This window comes from Candidatus Izemoplasma sp., assembly GCF_982632705.1.
The window spans coordinates 1-14993 of record NZ_CEXEES010000035.1 but is presented as its reverse complement, the minus strand read 5'-3'; the positions used below and the strand labels follow the sequence as shown (position 1 = coordinate 14993).

General features: G+C 33.5%; 13 protein-coding genes, 1 other RNA gene and 1 pseudogene. 14 read left to right on the top strand and 1 reads right to left on the bottom strand.

Going from position 1 to position 14993, the window contains the following annotated elements; translation table 11 throughout:
* From AC2LE6_RS05930 to AC2LE6_RS05905, 6 genes and pseudogenes are all read left to right on the top strand, one after another.
* Nucleotides 1–332, top strand: a 332-nt coding sequence (locus AC2LE6_RS05930; protein WP_484478339.1) for a hypothetical protein, incomplete at its 5' end; no start/stop codon positions are given.
* 47 nt (nucleotides 333–379) lie between these two features.
* The gene (locus AC2LE6_RS05925) at nucleotides 380–724 is read left to right on the top strand and encodes a hypothetical protein (protein WP_484478338.1); all 345 of its coding nucleotides are present in this window, start codon (nucleotides 380–382) and stop codon (nucleotides 722–724) included.
* Between the two features lie 92 nt (nucleotides 725–816).
* A complete protein-coding gene (pnp, locus tag AC2LE6_RS05920) occupies nucleotides 817–3036 on the top strand; it encodes a polyribonucleotide nucleotidyltransferase (RefSeq protein ID WP_484478337.1) in 2220 nt (739 codons plus the stop codon).
* Nucleotides 3026–3181, top strand: a pseudogene (locus tag AC2LE6_RS05915) ((2Fe-2S)-binding protein); the annotation flags it as partial. The gene pnp and the pseudogene AC2LE6_RS05915, both read left to right, overlap by 11 nt.
* A 15-nt stretch (nucleotides 3182–3196) precedes the next feature.
* Nucleotides 3197–3535, top strand: an RNA gene (gene rnpB / locus AC2LE6_RS05910) — RNase P RNA component class B.
* A 99-nt stretch (nucleotides 3536–3634) separates the two neighbouring features.
* Complete coding sequence (locus AC2LE6_RS05905) at nucleotides 3635–5122, top strand: RDD family protein (RefSeq protein ID WP_484478336.1); 1488 nt, start codon at nucleotides 3635–3637, stop codon at nucleotides 5120–5122.
* Between the two features lie 42 nt (nucleotides 5123–5164).
* On the opposite strand, the gene AC2LE6_RS05900 is transcribed toward AC2LE6_RS05905, so the two are convergent.
* Nucleotides 5165–5497 carry a hypothetical protein gene (locus AC2LE6_RS05900; RefSeq protein WP_484478335.1) on the bottom strand — a complete coding sequence of 111 codons (333 nt, stop codon included), beginning with the start codon at nucleotides 5495–5497 and terminating at the stop codon, nucleotides 5165–5167.
* 57 nt (nucleotides 5498–5554) lie between these two features.
* Between AC2LE6_RS05900 and AC2LE6_RS05895 the strand changes: the two genes are divergently transcribed.
* From AC2LE6_RS05895 to AC2LE6_RS05860, 8 genes are all read left to right on the top strand, one after another.
* On the top strand, nucleotides 5555–6253 hold the full coding sequence (locus AC2LE6_RS05895; RefSeq protein ID WP_484478334.1) for a YaaA family protein: 699 nt from the start codon (nucleotides 5555–5557) through the stop codon (nucleotides 6251–6253).
* Between the two features lie 79 nt (nucleotides 6254–6332).
* On the top strand, nucleotides 6333–8162 hold the full coding sequence (gene lepA, locus AC2LE6_RS05890) for a translation elongation factor 4 (RefSeq protein ID WP_484478333.1): 1830 nt from the start codon (nucleotides 6333–6335) through the stop codon (nucleotides 8160–8162).
* Nucleotides 8163–8277: 115 nt separating this feature from the next.
* Nucleotides 8278–8934, top strand: coding sequence for a hypothetical protein (locus tag AC2LE6_RS05885; protein ID WP_484478332.1), 657 nt, complete (start codon nucleotides 8278–8280; stop codon nucleotides 8932–8934).
* A 13-nt stretch (nucleotides 8935–8947) separates the two neighbouring features.
* Complete coding sequence (locus AC2LE6_RS05880) at nucleotides 8948–10357, top strand: flotillin family protein (RefSeq protein WP_484478331.1); 1410 nt, start codon at nucleotides 8948–8950, stop codon at nucleotides 10355–10357.
* A gap of 103 nt (nucleotides 10358–10460) precedes the next feature.
* Nucleotides 10461–11576: a radical SAM family heme chaperone HemW gene (gene hemW, locus AC2LE6_RS05875; protein ID WP_484478330.1), complete on the top strand. Its 1116-nt coding sequence runs from the start codon at nucleotides 10461–10463 to the stop codon at nucleotides 11574–11576.
* Nucleotide 11577: 1 nt separating this feature from the next.
* On the top strand, nucleotides 11578–12483 hold the full coding sequence (gene xerD / locus AC2LE6_RS05870) for a site-specific tyrosine recombinase XerD (protein WP_484478329.1): 906 nt from the start codon (nucleotides 11578–11580) through the stop codon (nucleotides 12481–12483).
* A gap of 9 nt (nucleotides 12484–12492) precedes the next feature.
* A complete protein-coding gene (locus AC2LE6_RS05865; RefSeq protein WP_484478328.1) occupies nucleotides 12493–13668 on the top strand; it encodes a phosphopentomutase in 1176 nt (391 codons plus the stop codon).
* A partial coding sequence (locus AC2LE6_RS05860; RefSeq protein WP_484478327.1) for an MATE family efflux transporter occupies nucleotides 13668–14993 on the top strand: 1326 nt, incomplete at its 3' end. The genes AC2LE6_RS05865 and AC2LE6_RS05860, both read left to right, overlap by 1 nt.

The following is a 14993-nucleotide window of genomic DNA, read 5'->3' as shown; positions in this document are numbered from 1 at the left end:
GGGACCATCCAAAGTTTCTAATATTCACAGAAGACTTTGATGGCTATATGCAGTATGTAGTAAATGATCAAAGACCTGCGAATTTCGAATCTAAAATCTCAGACATTAAAGAAATCTTTATTACCTTGATTATAGAAGGTCAGGAAAAAGGAGAAATCAGAGAGGACATAGATACAAAATACATCTATAGTTTTGCATCTCAAACGATGTCTGCGACAACGCAGAAACTGGTAAGCAGAGTTGGTTACTTACATAAAGACTTAGATCAATATTCTGAACGATGTTTAGATGATCTCGTTAATATGTTTATTCATTACATTAAAAAAGACTAAGAGAAATCTTAGTTTTTTTGTTATAATGGTTCTTGGAAGGTGATATTGTGAAGGCAAAACCGAAATATATTAGATTCTTTATACTATCTTTGATATTTGTGTTTCTGGCATATAAAATACCAAATAGCATTGAGGGAATTGAAGAAGAAATCAGTGAGATCAGTGAAGAAATTGAGGACCTTGAAAGTGAACATCGGGTTTATATATTGAGTCATGGTACCGTAAGTAATGAAATTCAAAGGGAAATAGCGAATACTTTAGGAGATAAACTAAGATTGTACGATAGAATTAACTTTCGTGATGCCCTACAAATGCCATTATATTATGTAGCTATAGCAACATCAGTTATTGGTGCTATTCAGTTATTAAGAGCAAAAAAACAGAGTGTGTAAACACTCTTTTTATTTATTTTCCTTTAAATATGTATATATTTATGGTAATATTATAAATTGAAAAAATAAGAGAAGAGAAAAGAGGAAAAAGAATGTCAGAGAGAAAAACATTCAGAATGGATTTTGACGGAAGAGCATTAATCGTTGAAACCGGAGAGATGGCGAAGCAAGCAGCAGGAGCAGCTTTGGTTCGTTATGAAGATACAGCAGTACTAAGTGCATGTGCTGTCGGGAAAGAACCAACAACAGCAGGATTCTTCCCATTAATGGTACAATATACAGAAAAAATGTATGCAGCTGGTAAAATACCAGGTGGATTCTTAAAAAGAGAAGGAAGACCAAGTGATAATGAAACATTAACATCTCGTTTAATCGACAGACCTATCAGACCGTTATTCCCTAAAGGATTCAAATACGATTTACAAGTAATTAATACAGTAATGAGTGCAGACACAGATTGTACTCCAGAAATGACTGCAATGATCGGTTCTAGTTTATGTTTAGGACTAAGTGATATTCCATTTGGTGGACCAATCGCTGGTGTAAACGTAGGTAGAGTTGATGGTAAATTAATCGTTAACCCAACATTAGCTCAAAAAGAGTTAAGTGATATTGAATTAACAGTAGCGGGTACTAAAGACGCAATCAACATGGTTGAGTCACATGCTAAAATCGTGAATGAAAAAGATATGTTAGATGCAATCTTATTCGGACATGAATGGATTAAAAAAATATGTGTATTCCAAGAGGAAATTATTGCTGAAGTTGGTAAAGAAAAATCAGAATACGTTTTAAAAACAATTGATGAAGATTTATTCAACGAAGTATCTAAAGGATTCAAAGCTGAATTAGTAAAAGCTGTTTCAATCGAAGAAAAACTAGCTCGTGGTGAAGCAATAAGCGAAATCACAAATAAGGCAGTTGCTACATTCGAAGAAAACAACCAAGATATGGACAAAGATGACTTAAGAGCGTTATTAAACGATGTTAAAGGAACTTGTTCACAATTAGTACAAGAAGAGATGAGAAGAGCGATTTCTGAAGATAAAATCAGACCTGATGGTCGTGGGTTATCTGAATTAAGAGCACTTGAATCTAAAATCGATTTATTCACAAGAACTCATGGTTCTGCAATGTTCACACGTGGGCAAACGCAAGCCATTGCGTTTACGACTCTTGGTAGTTTAAGTGAACACAAGAAAATCGATGGTATGGAAGACTTAGAAAAGAAAACATTTATGCTACATTATAACTTCCCTCAATATTCAGTTGGTGAAACTGGACGTTACGGTGGAGTTGGACGTAGAGAAATCGGTCACGGTATGTTAGGTGAACGTGCACTTCGTCAAGTTATGCCTACAGAAGAAGAATTCCCATATACAGTACGTATCGTATCTGAAGTATTAGAATCAAATGGTTCTAGTTCTCAAGCTACCATTTGTGCTGGTAGTATGAGTTTAATGGCTGCCGGTGTTCCTATTAAAGCACCAGTTGCTGGTATCGCAATGGGATTAATCAAAGAAGGAGACTTCTACAGTATCCTAACTGATATCCAAGGTATGGAAGATCATTATGGAGATATGGACTTTAAAGTTGCTGGTACTAAAGACGGTATTACTGCTTTACAAATGGATATCAAAATTGATGGTTTAAGTAGAGAAATCTTAGAAGAAGCATTAGAACAAGCAAAAGTTGCTCGTTTACAAATCTTAGACAACATGAACGCTGTTATTGAAGCAGGTAGAGATGAAGTTTCTACATATGCACCTAAAGTTAGATTACTTACAATTGATCCAGATAAAATCAGAGACGTTATCGGACCTGGTGGAAAACAAATCACGAAAATCATTGAAGAATGTAACGATGTTAAAATTGACATCGAACAAGATGGACGTGTTACTATCATGCATACAAACAATGAAGACATCGATAAAGCAATTAAAATTATCGAAGCGATCATTAGAGTTGCTAAAGTTGGAGAAGTATTCAACGGTAAAGTTGTACGTGTTGAAAAATTCGGTTGCTTCGTTGAACTATGGAAAGGTACTGACGGGTTATGCCACATCAGTAAACTAGACCATTCAAGAGTAAACAAAGTAGAAGACATCTGTAACGTTGGAGATAGAATCAATGTTAAAGTAATTGGAATTGATGATAGAGGACGTATCGATTTATCAAGAAAAGATACATTACCTAAACCAAAACCAGTTGTTAAAAAGCCTATCGTTAAAGCTGAAGTGAATACAGAAGTGAAACCAGAAGCTAAAAAAGAAGAAGTAAAACCTGAAGCACCAAAGACAGATGAGAAATAACTCTGACGTTATTTGTCATTGTGAAGGTGTAACATACGAACGCATTGTAGACGCAATCAATAAAGGCTGTGATACTCTAGAAAAACTAGGGAATCATTTAAACGTTGGAATTGCCTGCGGATACTGTATTGAAGATTTAGAAGAGATATTAGAAGAATTAATAACTGGACAATCGAGCGTGTAAGCGTTAGGAAAGTCCATGCTAGCACAGACTGAGATGTCTGTAGTGATTGTGATAGAGGAAACCATAACTCTATGCACACGTAAGTGTGACGGCTGTGAACGCACCTGTTAAATGGTGTTACTAACTATAAAAGTGCCACAGAGACGAGCTTTATAGGAAACTATGAAGGTGGAACGGGTAAACCCCTCAAGCTAGAAACCCAAAATTGGTAGGGGCACTCTAAGTCAGTAAATGAACTGAACTAAGAGCTAGGTATTTATATCTAGAGATAAATGATTGTCGCCTCATTAGAGGTACAGAACATGGCTTATATGTTATTAATTATAAAAGACACAACTAACCTTGTGTCTTTTCTTTTTTTAATTTACTAAAACGTTATAGTATGATATAATCTCAATGAAAGGAAGTGCTTACATGGAAAAACTATCAGAGCGTATTGACACTCTTAAACCTAGAAGCTCACAAAAGTTGAAGGCAGACCTAGTAGACATTCTAATTTACTCAGTAACATTACTATCATTAATCAATATTTTATTCCCAATCTTTAATAAAGGGGACTATAATCTTTACAAGGCAATTATTACAGGAAGTTTATTCTTTGTTATAATCAATTACTTCTTAAGATATTACATTCCTTCAAAGACAAATGGTAAAACTATTGGTAAACTACTATTTAAACTTCAAACAGTTGATTACTATGGGTATGAAGTGAAATCATCGCAGTTAATCATGAAAGAATCAATCTACATATTCCTTCCTATTTTATTCTTTAGTAAATCTACTATGATGAACTATTTTTTAATAGGGTTATGGTTCCTAGTATTCTTAAAAAGTGTATATAACGCATACTTCCAACAAAATATATCGTATAAATCAACTTTGAAAGAAGCAAAAGAACTTTTGATGGATTCATTGAATGTTGCTGATCAACCACAAAAAATCGAATTGACAAATGATCAAATGGATTCTATCGGGTTATTACTATTTGATAAGATAAAAGAGTTGAAAACAGATTTCAAGATTAACTATAAGAATCTGAAAAACACTCACAATGAAGAATTTAAAGCACTTAAGACTTCTCAAAAAGAAGAATCAAGCGCAATAAATAAAGAAGATAAAGATGCAGTGTATCAATTATCAATCCAACATAAACTTCAAAAAGATACATTATCAGACAAGCAAAATAAAGAATTAAATGAAAAAAATATAGAATTTGATAATTCAGTTAATACAACAAGAACACAAGAATTAGATAAAGCACAAGCTTTTATCAATTCTTGTAAAGAAGACGAACCGAACTATGTTCCAATAAGCCGCTTCGTAAATGAAGTATTCCCACAATTCCTAGGAGAATTCTTTGAAGCATTATCTACACCTTTACCTGAAGAGGCAGATAAAACGTATAATCCGTTTGAAGCGTTGGAGAATAGATTTAACATTGATAAATTACCGAGACAACTAATCAACGCTGGAAATGTATACCTTAATACTATAAAACTTCATCGAACAATTGAAGATGATAATGGTTATATCGTTGATATCGAGTATCAATATACAAAAGATGTAGTTATTAAAGTAAGTAAAACAATTGAAGAAACAGTAATCGATAAAAAAACAAATGAAGAAAAATTAGTTACTAAGAAAATCAAAGAAGAGCAAACAGTACCTAAAATCTGGTTTAGAACAAAAACCACTTATGTTTCTTGTATTACGAATGAAGAAGACTTCACACTACAATTCAATAGACCAAAACTTCATGGTATTGTAGCTAGAAGATTCAATTTACACAGAAAAGCAAATGCAAATCAATCAAGATCAGTAATGGATATAAGAGCCAATACAATCACAGTTGATCAAGCTAAATTCAAAATATTCTATGAAACTCATAGATCTGAAGAGTAAATAAAAAGAGCCATTTAAGGCTCTTTTTTACTGCTCTACATATTATCCTACAACATTATCGTAATTTATATCACTATTTGATCCAGACATAATCTGGAAGTATCTCATGTTTTGTCTTGCCATGAATCTTAAGTAATTAAATATCACAAGTACACCAAACATAAATCCAAATGAGAAGAAGAACAATAACCCAAGGAACCAGTTCGTTCCACCAGTTACCATATTTGTTAACACAATTAATGTAAACAGATACAATAAGAAACTAATACTTACAGTACGTCTTGCTCCTTTTAAATACTTGCGTTCCCATATATCTTTAAATTTGTTGTCATTCATTTTATTTAAATACCAATCAACAATAAAGTATAAATTCATACTATCACCTCTATTAAAACATTATAACATACTATATAATGTTTATGAGGTGATTTAATGAAGATTATTATATCTCCAAGTAAAACACAAAACATAAAGGCAAGTGCTTACTTAGATGAAAAAGAAATCTTATTTCCAAAACAACATAAAAAGGTATTAGCGAAATTAAGAAAACTAAAAAAGACAGATATCAAACAGATAATGAAAATAGATAAAGATCTTTTAAATCAAACATATCAAAACATAAAAGATTATAATCAAAATCCCTTATTCAAAGCGTTTTTCAGCTTTGACGGCTTAGTCTTTAAAGGATTAGATAAACAAAGCTACAAAGAGGATAACTACCAGTACATAGAAGATAACTTACGTATCTTAGATGCGTTTTATGGAATCTTAGAACCAGGGACCATGATTAAACAATATCGTCTAGATATGAAAATGAAGATTGGTCTTAATCTCTATCATCACTGGGAGCTAACAAAGTACTTTAAAGATGAATTAATTATCAATTTAGCCAGTGATGAATTTAGTAAACTGATTAAGAGTCCTAATATGGTAACAATATCATTCTTACAAAAGAAGGAAGATAAATACATAAATCAAGCGACGTATAGTAAACAAGCAAGAGGGTTCATTCTTGATTATATGATCAAGAATAAAATAGTAAGTATCAAAGATATCTTACGTTTTAACAAAGAGAATTATAAGTATAATCAAACGTTAAGCAACGAAAGAGCGATTGTCTTTACAAGATAAACGCTAAATATGGCTTTTTGTATTGATTTTAAAAGTAATATAATGTAAAATAAATTAGCACTAAATTGGAGGTGGTTATATGAGTAAAAAACTAGACTTTAAGAAAATTTCAGAACGACAAAAGAAAATAAGAAACTTTAGTATCATCGCTCATATTGATCACGGTAAATCGACGTTAGCAGATCGTATCTTAGAATACACAAGTACTGTAACAAAACGCGACATGAAAGCTCAACTACTAGATAGTATGGACCTAGAACGTGAACGCGGAATTACAATCAAGCTAAATGCCGTAGAAATCGAATACATAAATGATAGAAACGAAGAATATATACTACATTTAATCGACACGCCAGGGCATGTCGACTTTACCTATGAAGTATCAAGAAGTTTAGCAGCCTGCGAAGGAGCAATCCTTGTAGTAGATGCAGCACAAGGTATCGAAGCACAAACATTAGCCAATGTATACCTAGCACTTGATAATGATTTAGAGATATTACCATTAATCAATAAAATTGATTTACCATCAGCTGATCCTGAAAAAGTAAAACAAGAGATTGAAGATGTAATTGGATTAGATGCATCTGAAGCAGTACTTGCTTCAGCCAAAGAAGGAATCGGAATCAAAGAGATTCTCGACCAAGTAGTTGAAAACGTACCAGCACCACTAGGTGACCCTGAAGCACCACTTCAAGCATTGATCTTTGATTCATACTTTGAAGCATACAGAGGAATCATTCCTAGCATTAGAGTAATACAAGGAACAGTTAAAAAGGGTGACATCATAGAAATGATGGCAACCAATGCCAAATATGAAGTAATAGAAGTAGGAGTAACAACACCTGTTGAGCTTAAAAAGGAATACTTAGGTCCTGGAGATGTTGGATACTTAACAGCATCTATCAAAGCTGTTGGAGATGTTAGAGTCGGAGACACTATCACATCAACTCCAAGAGCATTAGAACCACTACCTGGATATAGAACAATGAACCCAATGGTATTTTGTGGGTTATTCCCAATTGATAACGGACAATACAATGATTTAAGAGAAGCATTAGATAAATTAAAACTAAATGATGCTTCACTTGTATATGAACCCGAAAGTAGCCAAGCACTTGGATTTGGATTCAGAACAGGGTTCTTAGGATTATTACATATGGAAATCATTCAAGAACGTATTGAACGTGAGTTCAATATCCCAATGATCGCAACTGCACCATCTGTTATATATGAAGTATATTTAACTGACGGTTCAATGATGACGATTGATAATCCTTGTGATTTACCAGAACCACAAAAAGTAGACTACATCAAAGAACCATTTGTAAAGGCAACAATCATGACTCCTGAAGAATACGTTGGGAACATCATGGAACTATGTCAGTACAAACGTGGTATATTTGGTGGGATGACGTACTTAAGTGATAACCGTGTTCAACTATCTTATGACTTACCATTACTTGAAATTGTATACGATTTCTTTGATCGTTTAAAAAGTGGTAGCAAAGGATATGCTAGTTTTGATTATGAGATTTCTGATTACAGAGAATCTAAACTGGTTAAAATGGATATCTTATTAAACGCTGAAATCGTTGATGCGCTAAGCATGATCGTGTATCAAGACTTCGCCTTTAAAAGAGGAAAAGCAATGACTGAGAAACTAAAAGAAATTATACCTCGTCATATGTTTGAAGTTCCTATTCAAGCCGCAATTGGACAAAAAATCATTGCCCGTTCGACAATTAGTGCAATGCGTAAAAACGTGTTAGCTAAATGTTATGGTGGAGATATATCACGTAAACGTAAATTACTTGAAAAACAGAAAAAAGGTAAGAAAAAAATGAAGGCGATTGGTAGTGTAGAGATACCACAAGAAGCATTCTTAAGTGTATTAAAACTAAATGATTAATTAAAGCCCTTAAACAAGGGCTTTTTTCTTTACAGACAAAAGACAAATCTGTCATTTTATCACACAATATATGTGTTATAATATAAAAGTAAGTTAAGAGAAGGGAAGTGACAATATGATTCTTGCATTTTTAGACACAATGCCTAATATATACTTTGGAATCGCAGTCGGGTTTACAACATTTTTCGCGTTACAATCAGTATTAGCGTTAGTTGGAAACTTACTAGAAGGTGATTCTGATTTTGATGAAGACGTAGACATGGATATCGATGAAGATTTCGATATGGATGTGGATGAAGACTTTGACATGGACGTAGATGAAGACTTTGATATTGATGAGGATTCAATGATTTTAACAAGTGGACGTGTTACATTTCACTTATTAACATTCAGAACAGTAATCGGGTTCTTTATGTTGTTTGGTTGGACAGGTTATTTTTATTCTAATGATGGTATAAACCCATGGTTGGTTTTAATCATGGCAATCACAGCTGGATTCATAATGATGTTCCTAATCGCTGTAGTGATTCATTATTTATACAAACTAGAATCAACAGGAACGATGAATTTATCAAGCACCATTAACAAAACAGGAACAGTGTACTTTAAAATACCACATAGTGGACATGGAAAAGGACAAGTTCAAATCGTAGTTGGAGATTCACTAAGAACATTGGACGCTATCGCTTACGATACTGAGATTGAAACCGGTAAAGAAGTGAGAGTTGTTGAAGTAAAAAACAATGTATTAGTGGTTGAAGAGATAAAATAAAGGAGGAATAATAATGGGATTAACAGGAATTGCAATGATTATCGCTGCTGTATTAGTAGTCGTAATCGCAGTTATTTTATCAAGATATCGTAAATGTCCATCGGACAAGATTTTAGTAATTTATGGTAGTGTTGGTAAAGGAACAGAAGGTGGAACTCGTTCTGCCAAATGTATTCACGGGGGAGCTAAGTTTATCTTACCTATCGTCCAAGATTACAAGTATTTAGATTTAACACCAATGAGTATTGAAATTAACTTAACAAACGCATTATCAAAACAAAATATCCGTGTAGATGTACCTTCAAGGTTTACAGTAGCAATATCTACTGAACCTGGAATCATGCAAAATGCTGCAGAACGTTTACTAGGGTTAACACATGATGCAATTAAAGAATTAGCAAAAGATATCTTATTTGGGCAATTACGTTTAGTAATCGCTACAATGGACATTGAAGAAATCAATAGTGATCGTGACAAATTCTTAATGAACGTTTCTAAAAACGTTGATAACGAACTTAAAAAGATCGGTTTAAAATTAATCAATGTTAATGTTACAGATATTAGAGATGAATCACAATATATTGAAGCACTTGGTAAAGAAGCAGCTGCGAAAGCAATCAATGATGCACGTCGTACTGTTGCTGAGAAAAACCGTGATGGTGCAATTGGTGAAGCCAATGCACAACGTGATGAACGTATCAATGTATCAAAAGCAAACTCTAACGCTGTAACTGGTGAGAATGAAGCAAGAGTTACAATCGCTAACTCAGAAGCATTACGTCGTGAACGTGAAGCAGAAGCTGAAAAAAATGCAACTGCTGCTGAAAAAGTACAAGCTGCAAACGCATTAACAGAAGCATATGAAGCAGAACGTCAAGCGGAAGTTAAACGTGCTGAAAAAGAACGTGCAACTCGTGAAGCTAATGAAATTGTAAAAGCTGAAATCGAAAAACAAAAAGCTGTAATCGCTGCTGAAGCAGAAGCTGATAAAGTTCGTTTAGAAGCTAAATCACACGCAGATGCTATCTTCTATAAGATGAAAGCACAAGCAGATGGTATGAATGAAATCCTTACAAAACAAGCTGAAGGGTTCGAACACCTTGTTAAAGCTGCCGGTGGAGATGCGAACCAAGCTATTAGCTTATTGATCGCAGATAAACTAGAAACAATCGTTGAAAAACAAGTAGACGCAATCAAAGGAATTAAAATTGATAAAGTTACTGTATGGGATTCAGGAAACGGTGAAGGTGGAAACACATCAACTGCTAACTTCCTAAGCGGTATGCTTAAATCATTACCACCACTTGAAAACGTATTTGATATGGCTGGAATGAACTTACCTAGTATCTTACAAGGTAAAGACAAAGAAGCTGTTAAAACTATACCAAAACAAGTAACAAAAAAAGAAGCAAAGAAAGTATAATATAATCAAACATAAAAACGAGTAGAAATACTCGTTTTTTCTTTGCATTTTCCATTTTCGTAGTATAATAATATGTTACAATATAGATAAAGGAATTGATATTATGTTAACTTCTCTATATATCCACATACCATTTTGTAAACACATATGTACCTATTGCGACTTTCATAAAGAAGTCGCTACTTTAGAGAAGAAAAAAGCATACCTAAATGCCTTAATAGAAGAAATCTTAGAAGTCAAAGAATCTATCCGTAATATCAAGACGATTTATATTGGTGGTGGAACACCATCTAACTATAGTATAAAAGACCTAACTAGACTCTTTCAAACACTGTCTAGTGTCATTGAGACAAACAACGATTTAGAATATACTATAGAAGTAAACCCAGATGATATAACTAAAGAATACGCAGAATTATTTAAAAAATACGGTATAAATAGAGTAAGCATGGGTGTCCAAACAATAAACAAAGAGAATCTTTCATATTTAAGAAGAACACATAATGAAGACGATATTAAAAACGCTATTTCATATTTAAAAGAAGCTGGTATTAGTAATATAAGCATTGATATGATATTTAACATTCCAAATCAAACGATGAAACAGTTAGATGAGGATATTGCATTTGTCCTAAATCAAGATATCAAACATATCTCATACTACAGTCTCATCTTAGAAGAGAAATCAATTCTATACCAACAAGTACTCCAAAATAAAATCACAATCAAAGATCAAGATGTTGAAGGTGATATGTATGTAAAAGTCATTGATGCACTTACAAATAACGGATACAATCATTACGAAATAAGTAACTTCAGTACACAAGGCTTTGAATCAGAACATAACAAAACATATTGGACAAACAAAGATTACCTAGGTCTTGGATCAGGTGCTCATAGTTTGATTGGTAATAAACGTTTTAATAACGTTTCAAACGTAAGAAGATATATTGAAGGTGTAACAACTAAAACACCTTATAAAGAAGAATATGACCGCTTTGAATTAGAAGATGAGGTTATGATGGGTCTTCGTTTACTAAGTGGAATTAGTATAGAAGACATTAATATGAAATATAAGATAGACTTGTTTAAAACCTATCCACTTCTAAATGAATACGTAAAACAAGACTACCTAAAAATAGAACACGGTAAATTAAAATTCACAACCAAGGGGTTACTTGTTGGGAATATAGTATTTATGGCAGTGATGGAGGGATGATATGTTAAAGAGGTTACTAAAAGAGTATGAGTACTACTTAAAAATAACAAAGAACTTAAGTGCCAATACGATCAAGAGTTATATAACGGATCTAAATGAGTATGTTTTATTTCTTAGAAAAAACTATCTAATTAAAGATCCAAATGTAATCACAAAGCAACATATCAGAAATTTTATCGGTCGTTTAAAAAGAAAAGGCAATACCAATAGCTCAATATCTAGAAAAGTGAGCGCTATTAGAAGTTATCATAAATATTTACTACTTGAAAAGTTAGTTGGTTCTAATGTCGCAACAGGTATTAGCTTACCAAAAAAAGAATTAAAACTACCTATCACACTATCGATTGATGAAGTAGAAGCGTTACTTATCGCTAGTGATGGAGACGAACCACTTGAACTTAGAAACAAAGCAATGTTAGAATTACTATATGGATGTGGGTTACGTGTCACAGAGTTATTAACCCTAAGACTACAAGATTTACATATCAATATGGGATTCATTAATATTATTGGAAAAGGGAACAAAGAACGAATCGTACCTCTTGGGGAAGAAGCGCAACACGCGCTGAAAAGATACCTAGAAGAAGGACGTGCAGTTCTAAAAAAAATCCCTGGAGATATTGTCTTTGTCAACAACAGAGGAAACACAATATCAAGAGTTGGATTATATAAGACATTAAAAAAGATAGCGTTTCGCGCTGGAATCATGAAAGATATCAGTCCTCATACATTACGTCATAGTTATGCATCACATTTACTAGAAAACGGTGTGAACTTACGTATGGTACAAGAACTACTAGGACACGAAGATATCTCAACAACACAAATATATACACATATATCAAAAAAACAACTTCAAGATGTTTATAACGAGTTTCATCCTCGTTCAAACAAAGAAGAATCATAGGAGGCAATTATGTATAAAAGAACATTTTTAATCGTTATCGATAGCGTTGGTTGTGGTGAACTACCTGACGCAGCACAATTTGGAGATTTTGATGTTAATACCATCAAACATATCAGTGAAGCGGCAGGACCACTTCATTTACCAAACATGGAAAAGCTAGGATACGGACATTTAACTGAGATTCAAGGGGTAGACCCAATTGAAGATACAATCGGATTCTACGGTAAAATGAATGAAATCAGTAATGGAAAAGATACAATGACAGGTCACTGGGAATTAATGGGGTTAAAAATAGTAGATCCATTCATTACATTCACAGAAACAGGATTCCCAAAAGAATTGATTGACGAGTTTGTTGCTAAAACAGGAAGAAACATCGTTGGAAACAAATCCGCTTCAGGAACTCATATTTTAGATGAGTATGGTGAACATCAAATCGAGACAGGAGACTGGATTGTATACACATCTGCGGATTCTGTACTACAAATCGCTGCGAATGAAGAAATCATTCCGTTAGAGGAATTATATGCAGCATGTGAAATCGCACGTAAAATGACATTAAAAGAAGAATGGAAAGTCGGTCGTGTAATTGCGAGACCTTTTATCGGTAAGAAAAAAGGTGCATTCACAAGAACACCAAATCGTCATGATTATGCATTAAAGCCTTTTGATAAGACTTCACTTGTATATTTAAAAGAAGAAGGTTACACAGTAGCTGGATTTGGTAAAATCAATGATATTTATGATACAGAAGGTATCACTGAAACACATAAACATAAATCAAACCATCATGGAATGGAAAACTTTATTGAATTTACAAAGAAAGACTTTAAAGGTCTAGCGTATATTAATTTGGTTGACTTTGATGCGTTATATGGACATAGAAGAAACCCTGTTGGGTATAAAGAAGCATTAGAAGAGTTTGATGTACAACTTGGTGAATTAATGAGTAAACTACAAGAAGATGATTTATTAATGATTACTGCGGATCATGGGAATGATCCAACATACAAAGGATCAGACCATACACGTGAATATGTACCTCTACTTGCATATAGCAAAAGTGCTGGAACAGGGCCTCTTGGTATAAGAGAAACATTCGGTGATATTGGTGCGACACTTAGTGATAACTACAACACTAAAAAAGCACCACATGGTACTAGTTTCCTTAGCTTGATTAAATAGTGGAACAAAACATCCATTCAAATAGGTACTTCTATAAACGAGTATTACAAATAGGAGTACCTATCTTCTTATCTCAATTTCTAACAAGTTTACTAAGTATTGTTGATACAGTAATGGTTTCCGTTCTTGGAGACAATGCGATAGCCGCAGTAGGGTTATCTGCGAACTTCGGGTTCTTTATCATTATGGTTTTATTTGGATTTTTATCAGGTCTTGGTATTTTTATTGCTCAGTTTTGGGGGAGTAAAGATTACAAGAATATATACCGGGTGTTTATTATTACGATTATTGTCGGAACAATCATCAGTTCATTGTTCTTTATATTGGTTCATTTCTTTCCTGAGTTCATCGTTGGACTTTATAATAACGGAGATGATCTTATACAAAGAGGAATCATTCAAAACTACGCAGTCGATTACTTAAAGATTATTAGCTATTCTTATTTCTTTATGACTGCGAATTTCGTAATCATCATGTTGATGCGTAATACAGAACAAGTTGTGTTCCCGCAAATCATTAGTGTTATAACAGTAATAATCAATACACTGTTGAACTTTGTATTGATCACAGGACGTTTCGGTTTCCCTAGTTTAGGGGTAGAAGGAGCGGCAATTGCGACAGTGATCAGTAGTGGAGTTGGGTTTGTTTTATTGTTGTCGAGAATGAAATTCTCAACACATGAAGTACTAAAGGTTAACTTTAAAGAATATAAAAATATAACAAAAGAATTTATTGGTAAATTAACTCATAAAGCACTCCCAGTCGCAATCAATGAAACGGTTTGGGGACTTGGTATGAGTATGTATTTAATGGCAATGGGGTTCATTGGTGGAACCGCAGTTGCCAGTGTTCAAATTAGTAATATGATTATGGGGTTATTCTGGGTCGCAAACGCAGGTATTAGTACTGCGTGCGCTATAATGATTGGAAATAAACTTGGTGAAAACAAGATTGAACTGGCTCGTTCTTGGGGTTTAAAATTCACAAAACTTAGTTTCACCGCAGGACTGTTCTTAGGGGCATTATTATTTGTTTTAAGTCCAGTCATTCCAAATATCTTTGGAGATGCATCAGAGGCTGTAAAAACGAATGTTAGATGGATATTACTTATGTATAGTTTCTATGTACCTATCAAGTTTACAAACGCTATTCAGATTATTGGAACATTACGAGCTGGTGGAGATACAAGGTTTGCCTTGTTTGCTGAGATTATACCACTTTGGTTAATCGGAGTACCACTTGCATTTATATTGAGTATTTTTACTAGTTTGCCACTTTGGGCTATACTAGCAATCATCAATATTGAAGAAATCATTAAGTTTGTA

What these genes read in the sequence shown, in the direction of transcription:
- pnp (WP_484478337.1), top strand. Translation starts at nt 817, where the DNA reads ATGTCAGAGAGAAAAACATTCAGAATGGATTTTGACGGAAGAGCATTA.
- hemW (WP_484478330.1), top strand. Translation starts at nt 10,461, where the DNA reads ATGTTAACTTCTCTATATATCCACATACCATTTTGTAAACACATATGT.
- AC2LE6_RS05900 (WP_484478335.1), bottom strand. Translation starts at nt 5,497, where the DNA reads ATGAATTTATACTTTATTGTTGATTGGTATTTAAATAAAATGAATGAC.
- AC2LE6_RS05865 (WP_484478328.1), top strand. Translation starts at nt 12,493, where the DNA reads ATGTATAAAAGAACATTTTTAATCGTTATCGATAGCGTTGGTTGTGGT.
- xerD (WP_484478329.1), top strand. Translation starts at nt 11,578, where the DNA reads ATGTTAAAGAGGTTACTAAAAGAGTATGAGTACTACTTAAAAATAACA.
- AC2LE6_RS05905 (WP_484478336.1), top strand. Translation starts at nt 3,635, where the DNA reads ATGGAAAAACTATCAGAGCGTATTGACACTCTTAAACCTAGAAGCTCA.
- AC2LE6_RS05885 (WP_484478332.1), top strand. Translation starts at nt 8,278, where the DNA reads ATGATTCTTGCATTTTTAGACACAATGCCTAATATATACTTTGGAATC.
- AC2LE6_RS05895 (WP_484478334.1), top strand. Translation starts at nt 5,555, where the DNA reads ATGAAGATTATTATATCTCCAAGTAAAACACAAAACATAAAGGCAAGT.
- lepA (WP_484478333.1), top strand. Translation starts at nt 6,333, where the DNA reads ATGAGTAAAAAACTAGACTTTAAGAAAATTTCAGAACGACAAAAGAAA.
- AC2LE6_RS05880 (WP_484478331.1), top strand. Translation starts at nt 8,948, where the DNA reads ATGGGATTAACAGGAATTGCAATGATTATCGCTGCTGTATTAGTAGTC.